This is a genomic window from Pleionea litopenaei, from assembly GCF_031198435.1.
Taxonomy (GTDB): domain Bacteria; phylum Pseudomonadota; class Gammaproteobacteria; order Enterobacterales; family Kangiellaceae; genus Pleionea; species Pleionea litopenaei.
Window position 1 is genome coordinate 3811309 of record NZ_CP133548.1, and the last position, 25413, is coordinate 3836721.

Annotated in this window: 22 protein-coding genes; 8 read left to right on the top strand and 14 right to left on the bottom strand. The window is 42.5% G+C overall.

Annotated elements, in window-relative coordinates; all coding sequences use genetic code 11:
* Nucleotides 1-30: 30 nt before the first annotated feature.
* A complete protein-coding gene (locus Q9312_RS17055; protein WP_309202063.1) occupies nt 31-375 on the bottom strand; it encodes a hypothetical protein in 345 nt (114 codons plus the stop codon).
* Between the two features lie 317 nt (nt 376-692).
* Between Q9312_RS17055 and Q9312_RS17060 the strand changes: the two genes are divergently transcribed.
* The 3 genes from Q9312_RS17060 to Q9312_RS17070 all read left to right on the top strand — a co-directional run bounded on the left by Q9312_RS17060 (nt 693) and on the right by Q9312_RS17070 (nt 2788).
* Nucleotides 693-1490: a tetratricopeptide repeat protein gene (locus tag Q9312_RS17060; protein WP_309202064.1), complete on the top strand. Its 798-nt coding sequence runs from the start codon at nt 693-695 to the stop codon at nt 1488-1490.
* A gap of 128 nt (nt 1491-1618) precedes the next feature.
* Nucleotides 1619-2197 (top strand): RNA polymerase sigma factor, encoded by a 579-nt coding sequence (locus tag Q9312_RS17065; protein WP_309202065.1) that lies wholly within the window; start codon nt 1619-1621, stop codon nt 2195-2197.
* Between the two features lie 9 nt (nt 2198-2206).
* Nucleotides 2207-2788 (top strand): hypothetical protein, encoded by a 582-nt coding sequence (locus tag Q9312_RS17070; protein WP_309202066.1) that lies wholly within the window; start codon nt 2207-2209, stop codon nt 2786-2788.
* Here Q9312_RS17070 and msrB read toward each other — a convergent pair.
* The 9 genes from msrB to Q9312_RS17115 form a co-directional block, all read right to left on the bottom strand.
* Nucleotides 2782-3150: a peptide-methionine (R)-S-oxide reductase MsrB gene (msrB, locus tag Q9312_RS17075; protein WP_309202067.1), complete on the bottom strand. Its 369-nt coding sequence runs from the start codon at nt 3148-3150 to the stop codon at nt 2782-2784. The two genes, Q9312_RS17070 and msrB, sit on opposite strands and share 7 nt — an antisense overlap.
* Nucleotides 3151-3163: 13 nt before the next feature.
* The gene (locus tag Q9312_RS17080) at nt 3164-4903 is read right to left on the bottom strand and encodes a sensor histidine kinase (protein WP_309202068.1); all 1740 of its coding nucleotides are present in this window, start codon (nt 4901-4903) and stop codon (nt 3164-3166) included.
* Between the two features lie 104 nt (nt 4904-5007).
* Nucleotides 5008-5919 (bottom strand): ketopantoate reductase family protein, encoded by a 912-nt coding sequence (locus Q9312_RS17085; RefSeq protein ID WP_309202069.1) that lies wholly within the window; start codon nt 5917-5919, stop codon nt 5008-5010.
* The gene (locus Q9312_RS17090; RefSeq protein ID WP_309202070.1) at nt 5906-7465 is read right to left on the bottom strand and encodes an AmpG family muropeptide MFS transporter; all 1560 of its coding nucleotides are present in this window, start codon (nt 7463-7465) and stop codon (nt 5906-5908) included. Before Q9312_RS17090 ends, Q9312_RS17085 begins: the two co-directional genes overlap by 14 nt.
* 2 nt (nt 7466-7467) lie before the next feature.
* Nucleotides 7468-8475 carry an ABC transporter permease gene (locus tag Q9312_RS17095; RefSeq protein ID WP_309202071.1) on the bottom strand — a complete coding sequence of 336 codons (1008 nt, stop codon included), beginning with the start codon at nt 8473-8475 and terminating at the stop codon, nt 7468-7470.
* 1 nt (nt 8476) lies between these two features.
* A complete protein-coding gene (locus tag Q9312_RS17100; protein WP_309202072.1) occupies nt 8477-9361 on the bottom strand; it encodes an ABC transporter ATP-binding protein in 885 nt (294 codons plus the stop codon).
* 62 nt (nt 9362-9423) lie between these two features.
* Nucleotides 9424-10164 carry a TIGR04219 family outer membrane beta-barrel protein gene (locus Q9312_RS17105; RefSeq protein WP_309202073.1) on the bottom strand — a complete coding sequence of 247 codons (741 nt, stop codon included), beginning with the start codon at nt 10162-10164 and terminating at the stop codon, nt 9424-9426.
* Between the two features lie 305 nt (nt 10165-10469).
* Complete coding sequence (locus Q9312_RS17110; RefSeq protein ID WP_309202074.1) at nt 10470-11039, bottom strand: YajG family lipoprotein; 570 nt, start codon at nt 11037-11039, stop codon at nt 10470-10472.
* A complete protein-coding gene (locus Q9312_RS17115) occupies nt 11036-12205 on the bottom strand; it encodes a class I SAM-dependent methyltransferase (protein ID WP_309202075.1) in 1170 nt (389 codons plus the stop codon). The genes Q9312_RS17110 and Q9312_RS17115 overlap by 4 nt, the downstream gene beginning before the upstream one ends.
* A gap of 150 nt (nt 12206-12355) precedes the next feature.
* Here Q9312_RS17115 and phbB point away from each other — a divergent pair, with 150 nt between their 5' ends.
* Nucleotides 12356-13102: an acetoacetyl-CoA reductase gene (phbB, locus tag Q9312_RS17120; RefSeq protein WP_309202076.1), complete on the top strand. Its 747-nt coding sequence runs from the start codon at nt 12356-12358 to the stop codon at nt 13100-13102.
* Between the two features lie 469 nt (nt 13103-13571).
* Nucleotides 13572-14462 carry a DUF4339 domain-containing protein gene (locus tag Q9312_RS17125; protein ID WP_309202077.1) on the top strand — a complete coding sequence of 297 codons (891 nt, stop codon included), beginning with the start codon at nt 13572-13574 and terminating at the stop codon, nt 14460-14462.
* A gap of 49 nt (nt 14463-14511) precedes the next feature.
* On the opposite strand, the gene Q9312_RS17130 is transcribed toward Q9312_RS17125, so the two are convergent.
* The 4 genes from Q9312_RS17130 to Q9312_RS17145 form a co-directional block, all read right to left on the bottom strand.
* The gene (locus Q9312_RS17130) at nt 14512-15207 is read right to left on the bottom strand and encodes a M15 family metallopeptidase (protein ID WP_309202078.1); all 696 of its coding nucleotides are present in this window, start codon (nt 15205-15207) and stop codon (nt 14512-14514) included.
* A 10-nt stretch (nt 15208-15217) separates the two neighbouring features.
* Complete coding sequence (gene dapE / locus Q9312_RS17135; protein WP_309202079.1) at nt 15218-16357, bottom strand: succinyl-diaminopimelate desuccinylase; 1140 nt, start codon at nt 16355-16357, stop codon at nt 15218-15220.
* A complete protein-coding gene (locus Q9312_RS17140) occupies nt 16357-16704 on the bottom strand; it encodes an ArsC family reductase (protein ID WP_309202080.1) in 348 nt (115 codons plus the stop codon). The genes dapE and Q9312_RS17140 overlap by 1 nt, the downstream gene beginning before the upstream one ends.
* Before the next feature lie 171 nt (nt 16705-16875).
* On the bottom strand, nt 16876-17694 hold the full coding sequence (locus tag Q9312_RS17145; protein ID WP_309202081.1) for a hypothetical protein: 819 nt from the start codon (nt 17692-17694) through the stop codon (nt 16876-16878).
* A gap of 737 nt (nt 17695-18431) precedes the next feature.
* On the opposite strand from Q9312_RS17145, the gene Q9312_RS17150 reads away from it, so the two are divergent.
* Genes Q9312_RS17150 through glgX form a run of 3 tightly spaced genes read left to right on the top strand, consistent with a single transcriptional unit; the run spans nt 18432 to nt 25377 of the window.
* Nucleotides 18432-20909, top strand: a complete 2478-nt coding sequence (locus tag Q9312_RS17150) for a glycogen/starch/alpha-glucan phosphorylase (RefSeq protein WP_309202082.1) — start codon at nt 18432-18434, stop codon at nt 20907-20909.
* A gap of 2 nt (nt 20910-20911) precedes the next feature.
* Nucleotides 20912-23152 carry a 1,4-alpha-glucan branching protein GlgB gene (gene glgB / locus Q9312_RS17155; RefSeq protein WP_353961545.1) on the top strand — a complete coding sequence of 747 codons (2241 nt, stop codon included), beginning with the start codon at nt 20912-20914 and terminating at the stop codon, nt 23150-23152.
* Entirely contained in the window at nt 23152-25377 is a 2226-nt protein-coding gene (glgX, locus tag Q9312_RS17160; protein WP_309202083.1) for a glycogen debranching protein GlgX, read from the top strand. The genes glgB and glgX overlap by 1 nt, the downstream gene beginning before the upstream one ends.
* Nucleotides 25378-25413 lie beyond the last annotated feature (36 nt).

Here is a 25413-nt window from a genome sequence, read left to right on the forward strand (position 1 = left end):
CTTTGAGAGAGCGTAGTTAAGTCTACGCTCTTATTTAAACTTGTTGAATGGAATAACTCGCCGTGGATAGGTATTGACGACCTTTGGCTCTAATGCATCCTTTCGGTCGAGATACTCTTGGTATTTTTGTGGATTGTAAACTTCACTAAGAATCGGCAACAACAATTTTTCCGCTGCTTTTTCTCCGTACTGAGAAGTCATGTAAGCTTTAATCGCGCGCATCCAAACAGGCCAATTAAAAACAACTCGATCACTCGACTCAGAAACTTCTAGTGGAGATGCAAAGAGTTGATGATAGCCACCTAAGCTATCAACCGCGTGATGAACGACTTGCCAGATATAATCCAGATCTTTTGGTGTCAGTTCAACATCCATGTTGTTTACCCCTTAATCCTAGTTGATGGAATTATAGCAAATTCCGGATTCAACAAAATGCTATTTAGTTTCCAGTTTTCGCGATCTTCTGTGAGACATTCGCTAGTCATTTTTCTGAGTTGTTATCTTGTATACCTCGATATGTCATTATCAGCCGCTTTAACTCAGTGGTTGTATAGCGCATTGGCAAAAACTGTGAATATTACAGAAATCGATATTGTTCGGCACACCTGTTTACAATCTTTTATCGTCAGGCACTTAATTGCTTACTAAAAAGTGATAAAATTAAAACGATATAGAGTCTTAAAGTTACGGTTATGTATAGAAGTTTTATTTTTCTGTTTGTTATTCCTTTTTTAGGATGCAGTAATTCCACGACGCCGAGTGCCGAGAGTCAGTGTGAACAACATTACAAAGCTGAGAGTTATCAAGTGGCTGCGCGTGTTTGCATTGAAGCGGCAGAGCTGGGGAGCATCAACAGCCAATGGTTACTCGCCCATTTGCATTTATATAAGCTGCTACCAGAGGCCGATCCATCCGTCGCTGCATATTGGTTAGAGCAAGCTGCAGACAATGGCCACACTGCGTCACAGCGAGAGTTGGGTAAGCTTTATTTATGGGGAAGAGGCGTTAAGCGTGACCCTGAGGTATCGTTGCAATGGCTAAAGCTAGCCGCTCGTGAGGGCGACATAGATGCAGAGTTTTTTATTGGTGTGCTTTTTATGGGCTCCAAGGACTTTAAAGCCGATCAAGCCTCGGCAATAAACTGGTTTAAAAAGGCGGCATCATCGGGACATAAAATGGCTATCAACAATTTGGCTTGGATTTACTCGACCAGTACCAATAAGTCTCTTCGAAATGGTCACTTGGCAGTAGATATCATCCTGCCAGTTTTAAAAGATAAGCCCGACTCTCCGGTATTTTTAGATACATTAGCCGCTGCTTATGCAGAAGATGAACAGTTTGAGCTTGCCGTTGATACTCAACAAAAGGCAATAGAAAAGTTGAGTGAAAAAACCTCAGAAGAAGTGAGAGCGGGATATTTAGAGCGACTAAGTGCTTATCAAGCGTTAAAACCATGGCGTGAAGCTGAACCCGCTTGGGTTGAGGATTAATAAAGTCATCTGTGAGTGGTTGGCGCTAGCGTTCAGAATTGCAAAAATGGGTGCTTTTGCAAAATACGTTGTAAGAAAAAGAAAGAACCACAGACTCAACTAACAATTCTTACTGCAGGAGTAAGAGCATGGGTCTGGCTGCAAACAGTGCTTTACACATTGAATATATATATTTTAAGACTTTTTGGGACTCTATTCTATTAATGAACCAACAAGAGCAACTTTTTAATGATGCATGGCGTTCTTACAAGCCTGCCATTGCCCGCGTGGTTCAATCGTACGAAGCCATTCCCGCTTTACAAGAAGAGCTGCAACAAGATATCGCTTTTGCGGTTTGGCGATCGTTGCCTCGATTCAACCATAATAGCTCGTTAAAAACTTATATTTTATCAATTGCCCATAATCGCGCTATTAGCCATGTGGCCAAATATGCAAAAGAGGGCCCTTCAAGTTCTACTGACGACATCACTCTAAAAGGAGATGACTGTCCGTCAGCCAATTTAGAAGCCACTCGTAAACAAATTAAGTTGATGACTGGACTGCAGCAATTACCGATTGCTCAGCGCCAAATTCTCGGACTTGCGCTTGAGGGGCTAAGCTACGATGAGATATCTGAAGTGATGGGTATTACCGTCAATAATGTAGGTGTTCGTTTAAACCGAGCGAAAAAAGCTCTAAAAGACGCCGTCGACAGTTTAAGTGAGTAATGTTGTTTTATGAGTGATGAATTTAATTGGGATAAAGCATTAGACCAGTGGCAAAGTCATCAGCCTGACATGCCTGCTCTAAAACGAAATATGCGATTTTTAGCCTGGAGAATGAAAGCACTGCTAGCACTCGACGTGCTCAGTCTGTTAATTCTATTTCCTTTTGCGTATTTTATTTTTATTTCAAATGAACCGACAAGTACTAAAGCATGGTTTTCGATTATTTGTGTGTTAGCGACCGTTGGAGTGTACTTTGACTTTTATCTGCGACGTGATTTATGGGAACAACCCGATACAACACATCAGATGTATTTGCACATTGTAAAACGAGCAAAAGCGGGTATTAGAATAGGTCAGTTCTCAATTATTTATTTGAGTGTGTTCTTAATTGCCTTTGCAAGTTGGCTGGGATTTTTGGCTATTTATGAGCCAGAGAGATTTCAATCTAACGTTGGTATGATGAGTGCAGTCGCTGCTTTGAGTGCTATTTTTATATCGATTTTGATCTCATTTTGGTATCGCCAGCGTAAGGTGAAAGATCTCTCAGAAGCGAAGCGACAACTGCAAGAGTTTTTATCGTTTGATCAATGATCCGAAGGATCAAAAGTCAAAGCTACTGAGTTGATGCAATAGCGCAGACCAGTTGGTTCTGGCCCATCTGGAAATACGTGGCCAAGGTGTGCGCCACATTGACCACAGGTTATTTCAGTTCTTACCATACCGTGGGAATAATCTGGCGTTTCAATCACAGCATCAGAAGACACTGGACTATAGAAGCTCGGCCAACCACAACCAGTGTGATACTTAGTGTCGGAAGTGAACAAGGGAGCATCACAGCAAACACAGTGGTAAACACCGTCCTCTTGATGTAAGTAATATTGGCCACTGCCTGGAGCTTCAGTCCCTTTTAGTTGAGTTACTCGGTAAGCTTCTTCGCTCAGCTTTTCTTTCATGGTCGAGACAACCTCAGTTTTTATGCATAGATACAGTGAACCAAAAGCGAGAACCTTTTTGAAGCTCACTCGATACGCCGATTGAGCCTCCCATTAATTCCGAAAGCTTCTTCGATACGATTAAACGCAGTCGGCCAGCAAAACTGCTATTCGTCAGTTTTGTTTTTTGTTCTAAAGAATCAAACAAACCACGAAGCGCATCTTCTGGAATACCTACACCAGAATCTTGTATAGTAAATCGCAAATATTCGGAATTACTCTCCATAACCACGTCACAGTAGAGTGACACTTCGCCATCTTTGGTAAAACGAATAGCGTTACCGAGTAAATTCTTCACAATTTGTTTGATGCGCCGAGCATCATTAAACGCCGTTTGTGGCACATCGGGTGAAATCGAATGAGTTAAGATCAGCGACTTGGATTTCGCATGCGGCGTGTACTCCGCCACTACTTCATCAACAAGCTGTCGTACTTCAAAATCATTTTTGTGCAATTTTAAAAGGTTTGCATCTAGTTTTGAAAAGTCGAGTATATTATTTAAGTTGTTAATCAGGGTGTTCGCCGAGCGCCGTGAAATGTTCAGTAGCTCCTTCGGTTCTTCACTTAAGTTATATTCGCTGAGCAAGTGTAACATGCTGGTCAGGGTCTTCATCGGAGTGGTAATTTCGTCGCCCATTCGTGATAAAAATTCTGACTTTGTTTTTGGTGCTGAGACGGCGGAATCTCGCTCGGTTTGAAGCATGACTTTTTCTTGTTTAACTTCTTTAAGTTGTTGCTCCGAGCTCTTCATTTGTAACTGTAGTTTTTTATTGCTGGATTGAAGTTGATTCAGCAATTCGATTAAACTACTTCGAAGATCCATCAGTTCTGCTGGTGGTACTGTTTCAGATAAGGCATTGATTAATTGTTTAGGTGAAGAATGACTGGTTGCTACTTCTGCGAACTTTTCAAGTTTGTTTTGTTGGCGATTGAGAAATAAGAAGCTTAAGACGATGCCAATGAACAAAAGAATAGCAATTGAACTTAAATGAATCATACTAACACTTGATTTAGAGGCGTCGGTTAACCACGTCGGAAAGACCACTTGAAGGTCGGCCTGAGTCTTGGTCGCGATCGGCCAAGGAATTTGACGTGAGCCAGTCATATTTAAGTTCGTTGCGGTTTGTAGTTTTACGCCATTCAAAGATAACTGAAAATCTGCGCCACTTAAGTTTTTTAATTCATCAATAAACTGTTGATTAAGTTTTAGTATGTTAAATATAACGCTGTGTGGGTTCTGTTCAACTAATATCGTATTCGAAAAAACAACAGCGTATTCATTTTTAAATTTGGTGACTTGAATTTTATTGCCAGGACTTTTCATCTGACTAAGAATCACCGACTCCAATCCTAAAAATTCACCTGCGGAAACTTGCTCACCGTAAAGGTAAATTTGTTTGGAATCTATATCGTAAATCAGAAATTCTGTGGCAGCGCTGGTGAACTGATTTAAAGTATTGACAAGAGACTGGCTGGCCTTTTCTGAAAGCTGACCGGTGAAAAAGGATGTGTCTAAGAGAGCTTGATTGCTTTGCTTAAAACGTTCGAAATACATTCCTGAAGCATTTGCTACCTGATTAAAGTACTGAGTTTGCAATTGGCGTTCGAATTCTTGTGCTCGTTGTTGATCTTGTTGATAGCCTAGCCAGTTAATTCCCAGCACAAAAAGGCTAATCGCAATCAGTAGACCGGTTATCTTTATTTTTAAACTCATTGTTGATCCCTTATTTCAACTAGTGCTCCAAGGCAGCCTAATTCTACTTGATATAACTCTAGCAAAATGTGATTAGGTTCTCTTGCTAATTTTTTAAAATTAGCTCAATTTTTGAGACTTGAAAGCTGCTCGTAGATTGCAGAATGGAGAGGAAGGGTTAGATTCTCTTGTTTGGCCGCTTGTAACAGGAAGCCAGTAATGCTTTCTAGTTCTAAAGGACGATGGGCGACCTTGTCTTGAAGCATAGAGCTGACATTGAGTTGGGTCTGCTGAGCGACTTGGCTGACTAAGTGAACCAGGTCAAGTTCTTGAAGCTGTGGGCAGCATCTTAAGAGCAAAGGTGCCAATTCATTGATTAGACTATGCATATGCTCACGATAAGCGGGTTGCGTTAAGAGTTCACCATTGCGGCATTCATAGAGAGCGGTCAGGGGATTGATCACTGCATTAATGACCAGCTTTTTCCACTGTGCAGGTTGAATATTATTGGTCCATTGAGTGGTGGGGAGTGCTTCATTGAGTGTTGCTAAAAGTTGCGGAATGTCATTAAAGTTTTGAGCATTGAGGGCATCTCCAATAGTGGTCTGTCCGGTACCTGCGTGGATCCATTGCTGGTCTTTACGATAAGCACCTTGCGTCGACACCGCAACCATCAATCGACTTTTAGAAAAATAATCTTTAGCGCAATGTGCGTGTCCCATACCATTTTGAAATAAAATAACTTTTGAGCCCTCGGTAGCGGTTAATTGAGATGATTCAAGTGCCGTTGAAAGTTGGTAGCTTTTCACACATACCAGTAACACATCTTTTTCTTCTAATGGTACTTTTTTTGAAGTAACAACGGGAACTTTTGATATTTGTTTATCAAGTGACTTAAATTCAATATGTTCAGGCAGCTTTCGGTTATTTGAAGGCCAAACCGAAACCGAAAGACCTTTTTTGAACAAGGCTTGGTACCACAGTCCTCCGATGGCGCCTAGTCCAAGAATATGAAATTGAAAGTCAGTTTTGCTCATTGATTTCTAATCGTTTTCGCAATAAAAAAATCAAAAATATAACGGGTACTCCCATAGCGCTGGCAAGAATAAAGAAGTTTTCATACCCCATGTTGGTTACCATTGCTCCTGAATAGCCGCCGATGACTTTCGGTAAAAAAGACATTAAAGAGCTAAATATTGCGTACTGAATCGCGGTAAAGGAAACATTGGTGATGCTGGCTAAAAAAGCAACGAAAGCCGCACTTGCTAACCCGGCGGTAAGGTTATCGGCTGAAATTACGATATAAAATAAAGTTAAGTTGTGTCCTGCTTGCGCTAACGCCACGAACAGTAAGTTGGTCGCGACAGTCAGAATGGCTCCAAGCAATAGAATTCTTAACACACCAAATCGCAACGAAAGCAATCCTCCTAAAAAGCCACCAAGAATCATCATAATCAAGCCGAAGGTTTTAGATACTTCTGCGATTTCTTGCTTACTGAACCCCATGTCGTGATAAAACACATTGGCTATAACGCCTAAGACAATATCTGAAATTCGGTAGAAGCCAATAAACAATAACAGTAGCAAAGCCAGCTTCACGCCGTAACGTTGAAAGAAATCGAGAACCGGAATGAGGTAACTTTGTCTAGCTAAATCTCGTTCAACAAACCCTAAACGATCAAGGAATAAGCCAACCAAGAGGGTCGCAAGTGCGGCACTTGGAATTCGACAAAGTTCAGTAATCGCCCCAGATAGAGCTGAGTTATCCGTCATAAGGAACAACTCAGCTTTCAGTAGTGAAAATTGATCGGCGGTAAATACGCAGAATGAAATAAACGTTGCAGCACAAAGCATAAAAACTATAAAAAAGCGCAAATACTGATGTTGAGTAAACGCTGTATACTTTTGACGTTGTAATTCAGGTTCTTTAGCGATTAAGGTTGTGGTAATTCCGACTAACATCAGGCTTGCCATTATATAATAGGTCAAGCGCCAAGCTTCGTATGAGTAGGACTGTGAGGTTGAGCCAAGGCTTTCAGCCAGTAAAAGAGCACCCGCTCCCGACAGCAGCATACCGCCTCGATATCCCGCTATGTAAGTCGAACTGAGTAAAGCTTGCAGGTCGGTACTGGCAATTTCAATTCGATAAGCATCAATGATGACGTCTTGAGTCGCACTAGAGAAGCCTAAAAGCACCGTTGCAATGGCTAGACTGGTTAACGCTTGCGTGCCAGAACCAGGATTGAAAGATCCCATTAACGCGATGGCCGATAAAACGGCCAGTTGACTTAACAATAACCAGCCACGACGACGACCTAAGCGAAGAGTTAGCCAGGGTAGCGGAATTCGGTCGACCAATGGAGCCCATAGAAATTTAAAGGAGTAAGCAAGCGCCCCCCAACTAAAATAGGTGACTGTAGACTTCTCGATTCCGGCCTCGCTAAGCCAGAGTGATAAGGAAGAAAAAATAAGCGCTAAAGGTAAGCCTGCTGATAATCCTAAAAACAGCATGGTTACAACTTGTGGATGGCGAAATGCTTTAAGTGTACCTAGCCAGCTTTTTTGAGTAGTGGTTGACGACATTATTAACGGTTACTTCCCCAGCTGAAAAATTTAGCACCCAGTGTAACGAATACGATTGTCATAAGGGTCAGTATCATTAAATGCCAAGCGACTTCTTGAATTCCAGCACCGTCTATCATCACCGCCCTAAGAGCGTCGATCATATGTGTGAGAGGAAGTAATTGTGCGGCTGATTGGACCCATTGTGGTGCTCCCTCTAAGCTAAACCATACGCCTGATAATAACATCATTGGCCAAGACGCCATGTTTAGTAACCCGCCAGTCAGTTCCTCACTTTGAAGTCGTGCTGCAACCAGCAACCCCAGGGCGACAAGGCTAGCCGTACCAAGCGCCAAAATAAGTAGCAGCAGCATTAAACTACCTTCGACAAGAAAGCCCAATGATAACCAAGTAATCAAAAAAATACTTGATGAAATAGCAAGTACGATCATAAACCGAGAGAGTAATTGCGCGGTGATGAATTCAATTGAGGAAACCGGAGTTGCACTTATTCGTTTTAAAACCCCATTTTTGCGGTAACGAACGATAACGTATCCTACCCCGAATAAACTACTGAACATCACATTCATACTGAGTATTCCTGGAACTACCCAATCAACATAGCGAATGGCTTGACCATTCACTTGTTGTTGCTCAAAGCTGGCAAGGTAGTCGCTCAAAACACCAAGAGCAAGATAACCTTTTGAAGACTGTTGATTCACGTAATACAACTTAAGCGTAGGATTAATAACTAAATCAATTTGATGATGTGACAGCTTGTTGTTAGCTTCTTGTTGTGACTGGTAAAAAACAAATTCCGTATATTTAATCGTTTCGAGCTCGCTCGGTTTCTCTTGTGTGTCAACTAAGCCTACTTTAAGTTCGGTCGTATTTGGCTTATCAAAGACGACTGCCATACCTACAATTAACAACAGTGGAAATGCGAGGTTCCAACTGAGCGCTGAGCGATCTCGCCAAAACTCTAAATTGCGAGTTTTAAAAATTGCTAAAAATCGTCGCGCTTTAAACATGTTAGCCTCTCAGTTGATGCCCAGTTAAACTTATAAAAAGATCCTCAAGGTTAGGCTTATGTATGTAAAGATCTTGTAATGGAATATTCAACCGCAAAAGCGCTTGTATATCCAATTCGACATTTTCTGAGGCAAGTTCAATATAGTCTTGAGATTGATCAATTCTATCTTTGAATGAGGTTTGGAGTTTGTCTAAAAATGTGGATGGCAAACGAATAAGGTTGCTACTGAAATGCTGTTTTAGAAGTTGCGTTGGTGCACCTTGCGCAATGATGGTTCCTCGATCCATTATCGCAATTTCGTCGCATAAAATTTGAGCTTCATCCATATAATGAGTGGTTAATAATAAGGTCTTGCCTTGTGATTTAATCTTTTTAACCAGCTCCCAAAAATTTCTTCTCGATTGAGGGTCCAGCCCAGTTGTTGGTTCATCGAGATAGATGACTTGAGGGTTATGAATTAATGCGAGTGCTAAAAGCAGGCGCTGTCGTTGTCCACCTGACAGCTTTTGTGTATTTTGCTGTAAATAGTCTTGCAAAGCACATAGGGTAATGAGTGAATCCATATGCTCTCGATTGCTGTACAAATCTGCAAACATCGAGAGTGATTCATAAACGGTAATATGATCTTGCAAGGCAGTATTTTGAAATTGGATCCCGATAAATTCTTGAGTATTTAAATGATCGGGTTTGTGCGGATAGTTTATCTCACCGTGATCTGGCTTGAGTAAGCCTTCAATCATTTCAAGAGTGGTGGTTTTTCCTGCACCGTTTGGACCTAATAAGCCAAAACAAGTTCCTTGCTTGACAGAAAATGAAACGTCGTTGACTGCGACAAGAGAGTCAAAGGATTTTTTTAGATGAGAAACGATAATTGCATCAGTCATTAAGCCAGTTTAATGACTGATGCAGTTTAGAACAACTATTTATTAGTCTTTTTAAGTTGCGACTAAAAATGATAGGTTGCGTTGACAAAAACACCATCGAATTCGAGATCGGATGTGAAGTCATCTTCATCATCTAATTCGAGAGAAAAGTTTCGAACACCACCTTCAATGCCTAAGCCAAACGACGTTTCATAACCGAGTACAAATGCGGTATCGGTTACTGTGTTACCGCTGTGACTAATATAGTTAAGTGTTGCGCTTAAGCTTAAACCGGTCAGAGGTAAATCGAAACGCGCTTTGCCATACAGCATAGGGAGCGTTTCATTAAAGGTTTCATAGGCTTCGTTAGCGGCATTGTTGGCATCAGTAACTCGAACGTAGCCGTCAAATTTTCGACCAGTAAGTCCGAGATCTAAATTTACCCAATTGTCGAGAATTTCGTAGTACAGAGTGTAATCACGATGACTCAAATCGAAGTCGGTATCTACATCACCTGCAAAGGCTTGTCCACCAAAGGTACCGGTGAAGGTTCCGGAACCTGAAGACGACATATCTTGATCGGCAACTCGAATGTTTGGAATAACTGGAATCGGATGCTCGAAAGCGATGTAGAGTGTCGATTGGTTGTCATCGTCGACATTGATGTTTGAGTCAAAATCTAAAGATTGTGTAGAACCGTTGGCGATGGTTCCTTTGAAGTCTGGTTTCCAATGGCCATACCCAGCATAAACGCCAAGCATGTCAGCTTGAGTCGCTAGGCTGAATAACGATGCGATCGCTAAGACAGACAGTTGCTTTTTCATAATTTTGCTCTCTTTTTGCATTATTTCATTTCTAACTTAGGCTATTCTAGTCGATAAATCTTTGACTTGTAACACATAATTTTCATGAGATGAGGCATTTTCGCGACAAGCGGTGGAGTTTTCACTGCATCTAACGGGCAAAAAAAAGGCGCATAGAGCGCCTTGTGGAAATGTAGAGGGTTAAAAGAGCCGAAAAACGCCAGACGCTGTTTGATTCGACTCATAGTAAATTTTAGTTCATCGGTAGGTTTTAGCAAAATTATTCAATATATTGTGTCTTCATCAAACACCGCGGCTATATAATGTTACTGCATATTCTGGCTGATGAAATCTTGTACACTATCATCAGTGAGAGCGGTTGCTAATAGCTTTCCAACAACGTCGTTCGTTAGTCCGGTAACTTCTGAATCATTGGCTTGACCGACGACGATAAGTTGTTGCGAACGAGAAAATGTTTTTCGGAATGTTTTCGGTTTTCGAGTGAGTTCAACGGCGAGGTTACCTTTAACAATAATTTCATCGCTCACAGCACTCGGCTCGATAACCACAGAGAACTCTGAGAAGTTTAATCGAATAACCACATCAGAGAAGTGTTTGTTCGAACTGATTTTATACCCTGATTTTATTAAACCATCGATAAGCCCTTGCTTAACTGATTTTGCGAAGTCATTGTCTGCATTGAGAGAAAGCTTTCCCTGATCGCTATTTACTTGCGATGCTGGAGGAATGACTTCCACCATTGCGGTTTTATTTTCTACTTTGTTTGATTGATTAAAAGATACTTCTGGATCAATGGTGTAGTGGGTCGGCCTACCGCTGCAGCTGATTAAGCCAATACTTAGTAGAATTAAAAAAAGCTTCGAGTCATTATTCACTCCTCTGACGGGTTGAATGTTGATTGTAATACAACAAACTTGTTATTGGATGCGATGAATGTAACGTTTCCAAAAAGTTTTCGTAACACTTTGTGATAGTCAAGGTGTCGATTGGCGACCACGATCATTGCGCCATTCGGTTGCAACTTCTGTAAGGATTGCTTAAACATGAAATGGGCCGTGTCGGTTGTTGTTCGCCTTTGTTGATGAAAGGGAGGGTTACATAAAATTAAATCAAACTTTTGCTCAGATGCCTCAGAAAAAATGTTGCTGGTAATGAATTGGCCATTGCTTCTGTCATTCAGTCGAAAGGTTTCTTCTGCGGCGCGAACAGCACTGTATGACTCATCAAAACCGAAGATTCGTGAATTTGGATAGTAAAAACTTGCAACAATAGATAAAACACCGTTACCGCATCCGAGATCGGCAATGGCTGTGACGTTTAAGTCCCGCGGAAAATGTTCGATTAAAAAGCGTGCGCCAATGTCTAATGACTGATGACTAAAAACGTTAGGTAAGTTGGCGATAATTAAGCTTGGCACATCCCGCATTGGTGGAATTACAAAGCTGGAGAATTCTTCTGGAAGCTGTTTAACACTCGACACCATTTCACCTTGCAAGACGCGAGCTTTTTTTTCTGCGCGACCAGGATTTAAATTGTCTACGAAGTTTTCATTGATGGTCCGTAGATTTGTGGTAATGAACTTTTGCATGATGCCGATCAATATGGGTGTCGCGGGATAAAGGTAGGCTAATAGAGTTAATTGCTGGCGATAAAAGCTCAAGTTTTTGGTTGGTCGAATGATAATCAGGTCAACCTGTGCAGGTAGCGAGTGATGACTCGAAGCACCGCTTATGGCAGGGAGTTGATTGCGCTTTAAATTGTATTCAGTTGCTTTATGGCTCAAATAGGAATCGTTCCAATGAGTTAACCGAGCAGCTAACGCCAAAGCACAACTCAATGCGCCAAAGTGATCGTTGATGACTAAAATATGTTTTTGCGGTTCTGTCTCGTTTATCGATTGCGGGCTAAAAGTGGTTAACCATTGCTGAGTCCTTTGCAGTAAAAGGTGATCGGCATGATCCCAGGGCAGTAAACTCGGATCATGAGTCGTTGGGTAACGCTCGAGTTGGTTGTCGCCAAAAGCGTGTTGGAAAACTGGCATGTCACCTTCTATAGTCAATGTGCATTATCGATTCACGCAATATTATCGCGAGAAAATTCAGTAAAGTGAATGACTTCATAAAATAGTCATGTATAAGGTATAGTTTGCGTAGTCAACATCGATCAGGAAATTACTAACAGGAGAGTCAGTATGGTGTCTCGAGTTGCATTGGTAACAGGTGGAACAGGTGGTATAGGTACGGCGATTTGTCAGCGTTTAGCACAAGAGGGCTATAAAGTTGCAGCTGGGTACAACAGCGGTGGCGACCATGATCGAGCGAGAGCTTGGCAGCAAGAGCAGGCAAAAGCAGGCTACGAATTTGATATCAGTTATGGCGACGTGCGCGATTATGACTCTTGCACCGCGTGCATTGCCCATGTTGAAGAGGCACTCGGACCGATAGATATTTTGGTTAACAATGCCGGTGTAACTAGAGACGCTACATTAAAGAAAATGTCGCAAAATCAATGGAGTGAAGTTCTGAGTGCCAACTTAGATTCCGTCTTTAATATGACCCGGAATGTGATTAATGGAATGATTGAGCGCCAGTATGGGCGAATTATCAATGTCTCTTCAATCAACGCCCAAAAAGGTCAATTGGGTCAAACCAATTACTCCGCAGCCAAGGCTGGAATGCATGGTTTTACCAAGGCGCTGTCGCAAGAAGTTGCTCGTAAGGGAATTACTGTCAATACGGTTTCACCTGGCTATATTGCGACCAAAATGGTGATGGCGGTGGCAGAAGAAATTCGTGAGCACATAATTTCGGGAATTCCGGTTGGACGTTTGGGATTGCCAGAAGAAGTTGCGCATGCCGTATCCTTCTTAGCATCTGAGCAATCTGGCTTTATCACCGGATCAAACTTATCAGTGAACGGTGGACAACACATGTTCTAAAAGGGCCAAGGCTCTCTATTAGAGCGGCTTGAGCAAAACCGCTCGTATTGCTCCTAGTTTAGCGGGGTTAGTTTAACTGACCTAGTCTAACTGACTTGGCTTTACTGATTTGTTTAAATTGATTGCGTTACTGAGTACGAGGCGTAATCGCTATTCTAGCGCCTCGTATATCTTTCTTGGGCATAGTTTTTAAGCGAGGTTCTTATAAGCAAGGTTCGATAGAGCCTTTTGAGCTTCCATCAAATTAAAGCGACCATGCGGCACATTGAAAATTCTTATCTAAAAATACCTTCTAAAAAATATCATCAAAAAATACCATCTAAAAGTATCTTCCGTCACAGAACCTGTGTGAACTGGTTCATTTTTTGAACAACAACTCCGAAAAGAAAACAGCGCCTGTGATTGCTATCACAGCAAATTATACGGGTTAATCTAGACTTACGTCATTGCAATGCAAGGAGCAATGATCATGCAAGGTAAGTGCTGGTATTTTAGTCGCAATGGCCGAGTTGAAGGGCCTTTTACTCAACATCAATTACGTGAGCGAGTGGGGTCTGGAGAGGGTTTCTCTGTTTGGAACTCAGAGCTAGCCAAGTGGATGTCTGCCCGGGCATGGCTCGATACTTTTTCGGCAAACCAATCTCGCTATGATGCTACTCAAGCTGAGTCTAATTCGGATAAAAATATAATGAATGAGAATCGAAAGCGAACGTCAGCAAATACTGACCTTACTGCAACTGGCGTCAAAAAGCGCCGCTCTGTTCCGCCAACCGATAGTCCAACTGCGAGCTTTCGACTCAAGTGGGCCGAGATGGAAAAGCGTCAGTACGCTGAACGTAAGGCATTACTGAACGAGTGGGCGAAGATTAAACGGCAAGATGAGAACGTTTCCCACACCGTATCGAGTAAACATCCGCGCCCAGTTGCTGGTCAAGCGCCGTCAAACCAAACTGCTCAATCAAAATCGCAAATGAACTCAAATGTTGCGGAGCGCAGAGTTAAATCTGATTATACGGCGTCGATTGCGCAGAATAAGAAAAAGGCCACCGTAAGACAGCTTCATACCAGCGAAGTCTCTAGCAAATTGCGAGCAAACAAAGCGAGCGAAGTAGAATCGCCAGTGAAGCCTACACCGCGTGTTGAATTGAATGGAGCGGGCTCTCAAAAGCAACAAGATCCGATAAGTGTTATGGATCAAGAAATTTTGAAGACGCAAAGCCGAGTGGAGCAACTCCAAAAATCGTTGCAAAACTTAACGCAAGAAAGCTCTGTGAAATCGTCTACACAAACGGAAGCTAGTCACAACAATGATGACATGATGAAGCGTGTTGCACGTCGTCGCCGTCGTCGAGCTCGTTAAAAGGGTAAGAGTTGTTAGTCCGTGTTTCAAAGGCTCGCTTTGCAAAGGGTTAAGGCAGGGGAGCCACTTTTTCCACATAGTCTGCAATGTAGCGTTCCAGTCGCTCCACAATAAAGTTTTTCTCTGGCAGTTTACTGTGCTTTATTAAGGAGGCTACTTCGGTTGCCTCCACTTTTTTCAACATTTCAGTGGCTACTGGGTAGTAACTGATGTGCCAAGGCTCCGGACTCACTCCACTAAAACCATCTTGATAAGGCCGATAGAAAGCATAGTCGGTTAAGTGCTTATCAAGCCATACCTCCAATGAAGCGGCAGGTCCTTCGGACGAAAACTCAGAAGGTATCAATTGGGGCTGATAACCCTCGGCCATGGGTTTAGCTAAGAAAATATCAAAGTCTGTTCCCCAATGGTGGCGACTAAGTCCTGGTATAGCGCTCCAAAAACACAATGCGTCGAACTTTTGTTCGTTAGAAAGTGCTTCCGTTTGAAGGGGGCATTCATTTCTATCGAGCAGCGTTCGTTTGCCTTGCCACTTGGCAGTCCAAATGCTGCATTGATGATCAAATGAGCGCCAATGGCTAACGACGTTTGTTGTTAAGCCATCGTTGTCTAACTGACCTAATAACTGAGTTAACGGTTTCACCACTTCCTTGTGCACAGTGATCTCTTGACCGTTAATCTCAACGGTTTTGAGATCTGAGTTTGGCATTCCATAGACGATAGCCTTTGAGTGAGCATTTGACATGGTGATCTCGCTACAACAACGTCTTTTCAAGAATACGCTGATAAATGTTTGCCAGTGGCTCTAAGTCGTCGATACTGACACACTCATTCACTTTATGAATGGTGGCGTTAATCGGACCAAGCTCGACCACTTGCGCGCCCATTTTAGCGATGAATCGTCCATCTGAGGTTCCCCCACTGGTTTCAGGCGTGGTTTCCCGATCGCTAATCTCTCGTATCGATTCAACACAGGCATCGAGTAATGGCCCCTGATCGGTTAAGAAAGGCTCGCCATTGAGTTTCCACTCGATATCGTAGGTCAGCTGATGAGCTTGTAAAATCGTTTCAACTTGTGTTTTGAGACCCTCAGCGGTTTGCTCGGTTGAGAAGCGAAAATTAAACTCAAACTTAAACTCACCTGGAATAATGTTGCCAGCTCCGGCTCCAGCCGCAGCGTGGGTTATCTGGCAGCTGGTTGGAGGAAACGCTGCGTTTCCTGCATCCCACTCCTTGTGAGCCAGTTCATGCAGTGCAAGAAGGGACTCATGCAACGCGTTTTTGGCTAAATGAGGGTAGGCGACATGACCTTGCATGCCATGAACCGTGACCCATCCAGTTAACGAACCGCGACGACCATTTTTAATCACGTCTCCGAGCTCAGCCCGCGAGGAGGGCTCACCTACGATGGCCATATCAACCCTTTGTCCTCTTTTCATTAACGTGTCGACCACTCGCACCGTTCCATTGATAAAAGGACCTTCTTCGTCGCTGGTAATCAAAAAGCCTAGACTACCTTTGGGGTTTGGGTGTTGTGAAAGAAACCGTTCGGTAGCCACCACCATTGCCGCGAGACTGGCCTTCATGTCGGCTGCCCCACGGCCATATAAAAAACCATTTTGAACAGTTGGGGAAAAGGGATCGGTCTGCCATTTGTCTAAGTTGCCAGCAGGTACTACGTCTGTATGACCTGCGAATATAAGTACTGGAGCCTCTTGAGATTGGCCAGGCTTTAACGCCCAAAAGTTCTCGGTGTCTTCAAAGTCCATTTTTTCAACAATAAATCCAAGCGGTTGAATACGCTCTATCATGAGCGATTGGCAGCCTTCATCCTTAGGCGTGACAGAGGGGCGAGCTATCAACTGCTTAGTCAATGCAAGAACGTTTTGAGTCATTAGCAAAACTCTTTTTCGTAGTCACCGAGATTGAAGCCAACCAAGTATTGGCCTTTATTCAACACAATAGGTCGCTTGATAACGCTGGTATTTTCAATCATCAAGGCCGCGGCATTGTCTGTTGATAAGCGGTCTTTAATGGCATCATCTAATTTTCGCCAAGTGGTGCCCCGCTTGTTAACCAGTGTTTCTAAAGGTATATGAGCAATGAATTCTTGTGCAAGCGCTTCTGAAAGGCCTTGCTTTTTATAGTCATGAAACTCAAAGTCAATGTTATGTTGTTCAAAAAACTTGAACGCTTTTTTCATGGTGTCGCAATTTTTTATGCCGAAAATTTTTACAGTCATAGTTCCAGTATTGTTCGTCAAAAGTTATGGTTGTTAAGAGACATGGAGCCATATTAACGGCGAATGTTGTTAAGGTAAAATAATCAAAGCTTTTTAGATGAATTTGCTAGTGCATGTGATAAAAAAAAGCCCGAAACAGAGTTCGGGCTTTTTGTTTCTTGCAAACAGTGCTTAGTTTAATGGGCAACCTTGTTCATTAAGGTTAACTAAGTTTTCGATTAAGACACCGTAGTTGTCGTTGTCGAAGCTGCTTTGGAAAGCTTCGATAACCGAAGCTGGAGTGATGTCAAACATGACGCCTGAGTTCATGGCGTTCAAGTAAGCTGCAGTGGCATGTCGAGCAGCCATGTTGACTTGTCCACCGGTCGCGTTGAGTGCTTCAAGTAATGTTGGTTCGTAAACTTTACCTTGGCGTTTAACACGAATTTCAATAGAGCGACCGAATACTTCTGCGAAAGTCGTATTGGTGTCAACAGCCCATGAATCAAAGTGTTGTGATTGCTTCCAATAGCCGGGCGTACAGCCTTCGCCACCGGTAGGAATGTCTTCACACATTGCCCAAGCGTTATCACTAGCCGGTGCAACTTCGCCGCCGTATTGGTTCAAAGCGGTCACTTGAGCAACATTCTCTTTGTATCCTTGACCGTCACAGTAACCGTCTACCTGAGTAGTAAAAATACGTTCTGGCCATTCGGTGGTGCTGTGAGGAAGATCTTCAATCGACTGAGTTAAACCGATTAAATCATCAGTTAGCACGATATTATTCAGGCCACCTGGATTATCGGGGCATTTGCTAACGGTAAATCTGAAGAAGGCTGTATCGGTAATTAGAACGGCCTCAGCTTGAGTATTTGCGTCGTACCAAGCGCTGCCATCGGCAGATATTTCTTTCTTTAAACAGATGCCATAAGCAGCAAAAACGCTGTTCGCGGCGAAGCCAAAAATGGTGATGATAGATGCTTGAAATAAACGGAAAATGGATCGTTTCATGGCGTGTACTCCCTTATCGCAATTATTAGTTAGTCCGTTAAGGCGAATTATAGCGAAACATTGATATAAGTAAATTAAATAATGATAACCGTCACAAAAACCCGAGAATTATTGTGGGAAATTACCAAAAAGATGGAGTGGTGAATCTCGTTTGGAAATATTTAATGATTGAAAATCAATGAGATAGGGACTGGTTTTGCCTGTTCCAATTTTATTAAAAAAATGCGTTTTAGTGCAAATTAATCTCAGGCCAAAAAGCAATGTTAATCGAGTTTTCTTTTTGAAACCTATATTGCTGCAAAGCAGCAGCTGAATTGGTTAGCGGTATTGCTCTAAATAGAGAGTTAATTATTTGATTCATAAAGGAATATTGAAAATACATGGCTGCATACGTATGCACCCATTTTGGCTTATGCATACGTATGCAGTCTATTGCGCCCAATCCAGGGAATCAGTAACGTTTCCATAAAGGTCTTTGCATTAATTTTCCTCGTTCTTTCGGTACAAGCAAAAAGCGCTATCGACACTGCAGGTTGCTCAGTGGTTTGGGCTATCTGCTGTTAAGCGCGGCGAGCCGTTTTGCTTATGTTTGCATAGGAAGAGGTACACAACCGTCGCTCGAGCTTTCGAAAAGAGAGCTGTCGATAAGAGTTCCGGCGAACGAGAGTATCAAATGGATAGCGACCATAACGGTGCAAAGAATATGTTGAAAAAATTTTGACTAGATGAGTATTAATATGGCGAATTTAACGCCCTTAGACCAAGAAACCTTCAAGCGTAGGGTTCAGCACTACCTTAACAGCACTGCACTGCCTGAAGCTGCAAAGGTGAGTTCGAAAGCCTTCTTAAAAGCCACCTGCATGGCGGTCAATGATGTGATTCATCAAAGTTTGCAAGACACCCAGAAACAACGGCAACAGCAACAGCGATCCATCAACTACTTATCCCTGGAGTATTTGATGGGTCGCATGTTGAGCAATAATTTGCATAACCTAGGTTTGTTTGAACAAGCTGAGCTAGCACTAAAGGAATGGGGCGTCGATTTAACGGACTTGTTTGAAGAAGGGCATGATTTGGCTCTTGGTAATGGCGGCCTCGGTCGATTGGCCGCTTGCTATCTTGATTCAATGGCGACGCTTGACTTAGATGCTATGGGGTACGGCATTCACTATCAACACGGTTTGTTTGAGCAGCAGTTTCACCAAGGTCGCCAAATCGAAACACCAGACGAGTGGCGAGAATACGGTTCGCCTTGGGAAGTGTGTCGCCCAGAAGCGGTGCAAGAGGTTTTTTTATACGGCCACTTAGAGTGGAAAATCGACGCAAACGGCGAGCGATGTCGAGTTTGGCATCCTGGGCAAATTATTCGTGGGGTTCCCTGGGATATTCCAATTGTCGGGTATAACAATCAAGTGGTGAATACGCTGCGGTTATGGGAGAGTCGAGCGTCAAGTCACTTTGATTGGGACGCGTTCAATGCAGGAGAATATCAAAACGCTCACTATGCGCAAAACCAAGCTGAAACCATCACCAAAGTTTTGTACCCGAATGATGAAACCGATGCGGGAAAAGAGCTTCGATTTATTCAACAGTATTTCTTCTGCGCTTGCTCTGTAAAAGATATTTTGCAGCGTTTTCGAAATGTACATGGAAACGCTTGGAACAAGTTACCAGAACATTTTGTCATTCAATTGAATGACACACATCCGACATTGGCGATTTTAGAATTGATGCGTTTGTTGATGGATGAACATCAAGTTGAGTGGCACGAAGCATGGACTATCTGTCAGCGAAGCTTTGCTTATACCAATCATACGTTGTTACCGGAAGCGTTAGAAAAATGGTCGGTGCGCTTATTTGAGTTGGTGCTTCCAAGGCATTTAGAAATTTTATATTCGATCAATGAATGGTTCTTGAATACCCTTGTCCAATCGCAATGGCCGGGTGATATGACAAAACGGCGTGATCTATCTTTGATTGAAGAAGGTGCTGAGAAAATGGTCCGTATGGCCCATTTATGCGTCGTCGCTTCTTATCGAGTGAATGGTGTTGCGGCAATTCACTCTGAACTGGTTAAACGTGATTTATTTCCTGAATTTCATCAGCTATGGCCTGAGAAGCTGACCAATGTGACGAATGGAATCACACCTCGACGATGGTTGAAAGTGTGTAACCCGAAGTTGAGTCAATTGATTTCTCAACATGTATCGGAAGACTGGGCGAGAAACTTAGATGCCTTAAAGCAGCTTAATGAGTTCGCTGACGACGCAATATTTCAGCAACAGTTTATGAACGTAAAGTTCGAGAACAAACAGGCTTTGGCTAAGGTCATTAAGCAGCTAACGGGAATTGAGGTTAGTGCCGAAGCAATGTTCGATGTGCAGATTAAACGCTTGCACGAATATAAACGACAGCACTTAAACCTTCTGCATATTTTAACCTTGTATAAACGTATTCTCGATAACCCAGAATATGATATTCATCCTCGAGTATTTATCTTTGGTGCAAAGGCAGCGCCAGGATACTACTTAGCGAAAGAAATTATTTATGCCATTAATTGTGTCGCAGATACGATTAACAATGATACGCGAATTAACAATAAGCTTAAGGTTGTCTTTTTGCCAAATTATCGCGTCTCTTTAGCAGAGAAAATTATTCCTGCTGCCGATTTGAGTGAACAAATTTCTACGGCAGGTAAAGAAGCGTCCGGCACAGGAAATATGAAGCTTTCTCTGAATGGTGCACTCACCATTGGAACGCTCGATGGAGCCAATATTGAAATTGCGGAAGAAGTTGGACGCGACAATATTTTTATATTTGGTCACACCGTTGATGAAATTAAAGCACTCGAAAAGGACGGGTATGATCCGAACGTTTATTATTCAAATAATGAAGAATTGAAGTTTATTTTAGATTGGCTGTTGACCGATGAATTTACGCCGGGACGAAGTGGTGAACTGCGCGCAATTCGCGATAGCTTGCTCGATGGTGGCGATCCCTATCGTGTTTTGGCGGATTACCAAAGCTATATTGAAACACAGTACCGAGTTGATCAAGCGTATCGAAACCAGTCAAATTGGGCAAAAATGGCGATAATCAACACGGCCTGTATGGGTAAGTTTAACTCTGATCGCTCGATAATCGATTACCAAAACAAAATTTGGTCATTGGTACCAAGTCGACATGCGTTTGAGCCGACCTTGAAAGCTTCCTGAAAATGACTGTGGCATTGTCGATTGAACAAGACTTTGAAGGTGACATAGACGCGCTCTGTGAGGCGCGTCATAGCAATCCGTTTGCCTTTCTAGGACTCCATCCAAATCAAGATGGCCAGTTGCAATGTCGAGTGTTTGCACCGGAAGCAAAATCCGTTGCCATGATTGACCCTAATTCTGGTCGCGTTATTCATAAAATGAAAAAACTCGACCCGCGTGGTTTTTACTTTATTCAAACTCGGCGCAAGAATCGATTTCGCTACGCGCTAAAAATTGCAACGGAAAATGCTATTGTTCAATGTCTCGATCCTTATCAGTTTTCAGAAGTCATCTCTGAAAAGCAAATACAGCAGTTTGAGCAAGGCGTTTGTTACCAGTTAGACGAGTTATTTGGTGCAAATATTGTTGAACACGAGGGTGTATCCGGTGTTTGTTTTAGTGTTTGGGCTCCGAATGCTTCTCATGTATCCGTTGTTGGCGACTTCAATCACTGGGATGGTCGCCGTCATTCGATGAGGTTACGCTATGAGATTGGCGCTTGGGAGATTTTCATTCCGAACATCGAGTTAGGTCAAAGGTACAAGTTTGAATTAAAAGATCGCCATGGAAACCTTTTGCCACTCAAAGCTGACCCTTTTGCTAAGCAAGGTGAGTTAAGACCTGGTAATGCCAGCCTTGTAGTGCATGAAAAAGCATACACTTGGAACGATCATACTTGGATAAATCAACGCGCTAAATATCAAAAAGCCAGTTCGCCTATGAGCATCTATCAAGTTCATCTTGGTTCGTGGCGAAGAAAGAGTGATGGCTGCTTTTTTAACTATCGTGAACTTGCCCATGAATTGGTAGATTACGTTAGCGACCTTGGCTTTACTCATATTCAATTGCTTCCAATCAGTGAATACCCGTTTGATGGCTCATGGGGTTATCAGCCAACGGGATTGTTTGCGGTGACCAGTCGGTTTAAAACAGATGGCAAAAATGTTGTGGAAGACTTTCAATATTTTGTCGATTACTGCCATCAACATCAAATTGGCGTGCTGATTGATTGGGTTCCTGCACATTTTCCGAGTGATGATCACGGCTTAAAACAATTTGACGGAACCTGTCTTTTTGAGCACAAAGATCCTCGACGTGGTTTTCATCCTGACTGGAATACTTTGATTTATAATTTTGGTCGTAAAGAAGTTTCTCAAATATTGATTGCTAGTGCATTGCGTTGGCTTGACAAGTTTCATGTAGACGGAATTCGAGTGGATGCCGTTGCATCGATGTTGTATCTAAACTACAGCCGCAAAGAAGGCGAGTGGTTACCTAATATTTATGGTGGTCATGAGAATCTAGAAGCGATTGATTTTTTGAAGCGTTTTAACCGAGAAGTAAAACAGCATTTTCCTGACTGCATCACGATTGCGGAAGAGTCCAGTGCTTGGCCCGATGTTACAACGATTAACCATTTAGACGGACTCGGTTTTGATTTTAAATGGAATATGGGGTGGATGAACGATACGTTGCAGTATATGAAACGAGATCCGATTCATCGCGAGTATCACGCTAATGAAATAACTTTTGGAATTGACTACGCGTTCAACGAGCGATTTATATTAGCCTTGAGTCATGACGAAGTGGTGCACGAAAAAGGAACATTATTGACTCGAATGCCGGGCGATGATTGGCAACGTTTTGCAAACCTAAGAGCCTATTTTGCTTTTATGTGGAGTCATCCGGGTAAAAAAATGCTGTTTATGGGCGCTGAGTTAGCGACTGAAAATGAATGGGATTTTGACTCAGAATTAGATTGGTCGTTACTTAATTCGACGAGAAATGGGCAAGTTCAATCGCTGATACGAGACTTAAATAAACTTTACTCCAACTCGCCAGCATTGTATCGGACTGATCATCGAGCAGATGGCTTTGAATGGATTCAAACCAATGACTCAGGTTCTTCGATCTTTGCGTTCATTCGTCAAGAGTCGAGCGTTGATTGTGAACGACCGAGTGAGCTACTTGTTATTGTCTGTAACTTTACCCCTCAAGTTCATCATCAATACAGTATCAGAGTTCCTTGTGCTGGTTTTTATCGAGAGATATTAAATACAGATGCCGACTGTTATGGCGGTAGTCATCAGGGAAATATGGGTGGAATAAATTCAACCCATATAAATGATGAACCACTCGAACATCGAATAGTGATTACTGTTCCTCCTCTGGCAACCTGCCTATTTCGATGGGAGGAAAAATAGTGAAAGTGAGCTTTGGAAGCGCTTACCCTTTAGGTGCGACACTTGAGAGTGATGGTGTTAATTTCGCGATCTATTCCGAGCATGCATCGAAAATAAAGGTTTGCTTTTTTGATCCTGAGACGGGTCATTCAATTGAGCAAGTTGAGTTAGCTCACAAAACCAATCATGTATGGCATGCAAAAATTCATGGCATTCAAGAGGGGGCTCATTATGGCTATCGAGTTTGGGGCCCTTATGCACCAGAGCAAGGTAATCGATTTAATCCTAACAAATTGCTCATCGATCCTTATGCACGCAAGTTAAGTGCGCCAGTCGAAAACTCGGATTTAAATTTTGGCTACCAGAAGGGGCATGTTTCAGACAATCAAAATGATCTGATCATGGACGAGCGAGACAATTCGGAGGTGGTTCCAAAATGCGTGGTTGTAAAAGAGAATGTAAGAGACAGCATAATAGACAGTGTAAACAAGAATGTCAGAGGTTCATGGGGCCAAAATAAAGAGAATAATGATAAGGCGGCTGACATTATCTATGAAGTCAATGTTCGAACCTACAGCCAAGGCAATTTACATATTCCTAAAGCGTTACGCGGTACGTTTGCTGCACTCGCGAGTGAGTCGAACATAGAATACCTTAAACGGTTGGGTGTCACCTGTATCGAGCTGATGCCCATTACAGCGTTTGCTTCAGAAAGTCATCTGCATGATAAGGGGTTGACCAATGTGTGGGGATATAACCCCGTTTCGCTGTTTGCACTAGAACCTAAATATTGTTCTAAGGAATCTTTACAAGAATTTCGGTTGCTGGTTAATACCATGCATAGCGCCGGAATTAAGGTGATTTTAGACGTTGTCTTTAATCATACGGCAGAAGGAAATCATCTCGGTCCCACGCTAAGTTTTAAAGGCATCGACAATAAAAGTTACTATTATCTCGACTCTCAGAGTCCGCGTTTTTATCAAAATTTTTCAGGTTGCGGAAACTCATTAAATGTTGCTCACCCAGCGGTGATTCAATTGTTAATGGACTGTTTAAGGTATTGGGTCGTTAACATGGGAGTTGATGGCTTTCGCTTTGATTTAGCAAGCTCAATGATGCGCAATCATAACGGACAAGTCACTAACAAAGGGTATAAACGACATCCATTATTATTGGCGATTGAGCAAGACCCAAGTTTATCGGGGGTAATGCTCATTGCCGAGCCATGGGATTTGGGTGAATGTGGGTATCAACTTGGTCAATTCCCCAACCGTTGGTATGAATGGAATGATCGATTTAGAGACAGTGTGCGCCGTTTTTGGCGGGGAGATGACGGTGAATTAGCCGAGTTTGCCAAGCGCCTGCATGGCTCACATGATTTACTTTTTCGTGAAGGAAGAACGGCTCGTACCAGTATCAATTTTGTGACGGCCCACGACGGTTTTTGTTTAGAGGATTTGGTGAGTTTTTCAGAGAAGCATAATCAAGCGAATGGTGAAAATAATCGAGACGGATGCAACAATAATTACTCGGCTAATTATGGTGCAGAAGGCGTAACTGATGATCAAGAAATACTGAACTTACGGCAACGACAAAAGCGGAATTTAATCACCAGCGTTTTCATCGCTCAGGGCACGCCCATGATCCTTTCGGGGGATGAACGAAGTCACACTCAACAAGGCAATAACAATGCCTACTGCCAAGATAACGAACACTATTGGCTGAATTGGAACCTTTTATCGAATGAGCAGAGCTCACAACTAACGCTTATTCAATACTTAGTTGAACTAAGAAAAAAGTACTCTCTGCTAACTCGGATCGATTATCCACATGGCGATCTAACTTGTCAGCACAGTGGCATTAATGACATCGATTGGTTTCATCCGAGTGGCAAACGAATGATGGCCGCAGATTGGGAGAGTGATTCTTTGAAAAGTTTTGCCATGATGTTAGCGAAGAAAGACGACGATTTCAGTGGTTACTTAGACAGTGAATTCGACTTAAGTGACGGACTAGAGAGTGAAAATAGCCACACTATTAACGATGATGCGTTGTTTTGTATTTTTAATGCCGATGATCAAGAGCAGCCATTTCACTTACCGCAATTCAATGGTGATTGGTCAATGGTGTTATGTACCTATGGTTGGCCTAAACGGCAAGAAACGATTCCTAATGAAATTTTGATCGAAGCAAAAACCTGTAAGATTTTGAGTTTTAAGAAAGCAGAGCGATTGGTCGCTGCTTAAATATAGAATCATTGAGTGCCAAGCACGATTAGAAGA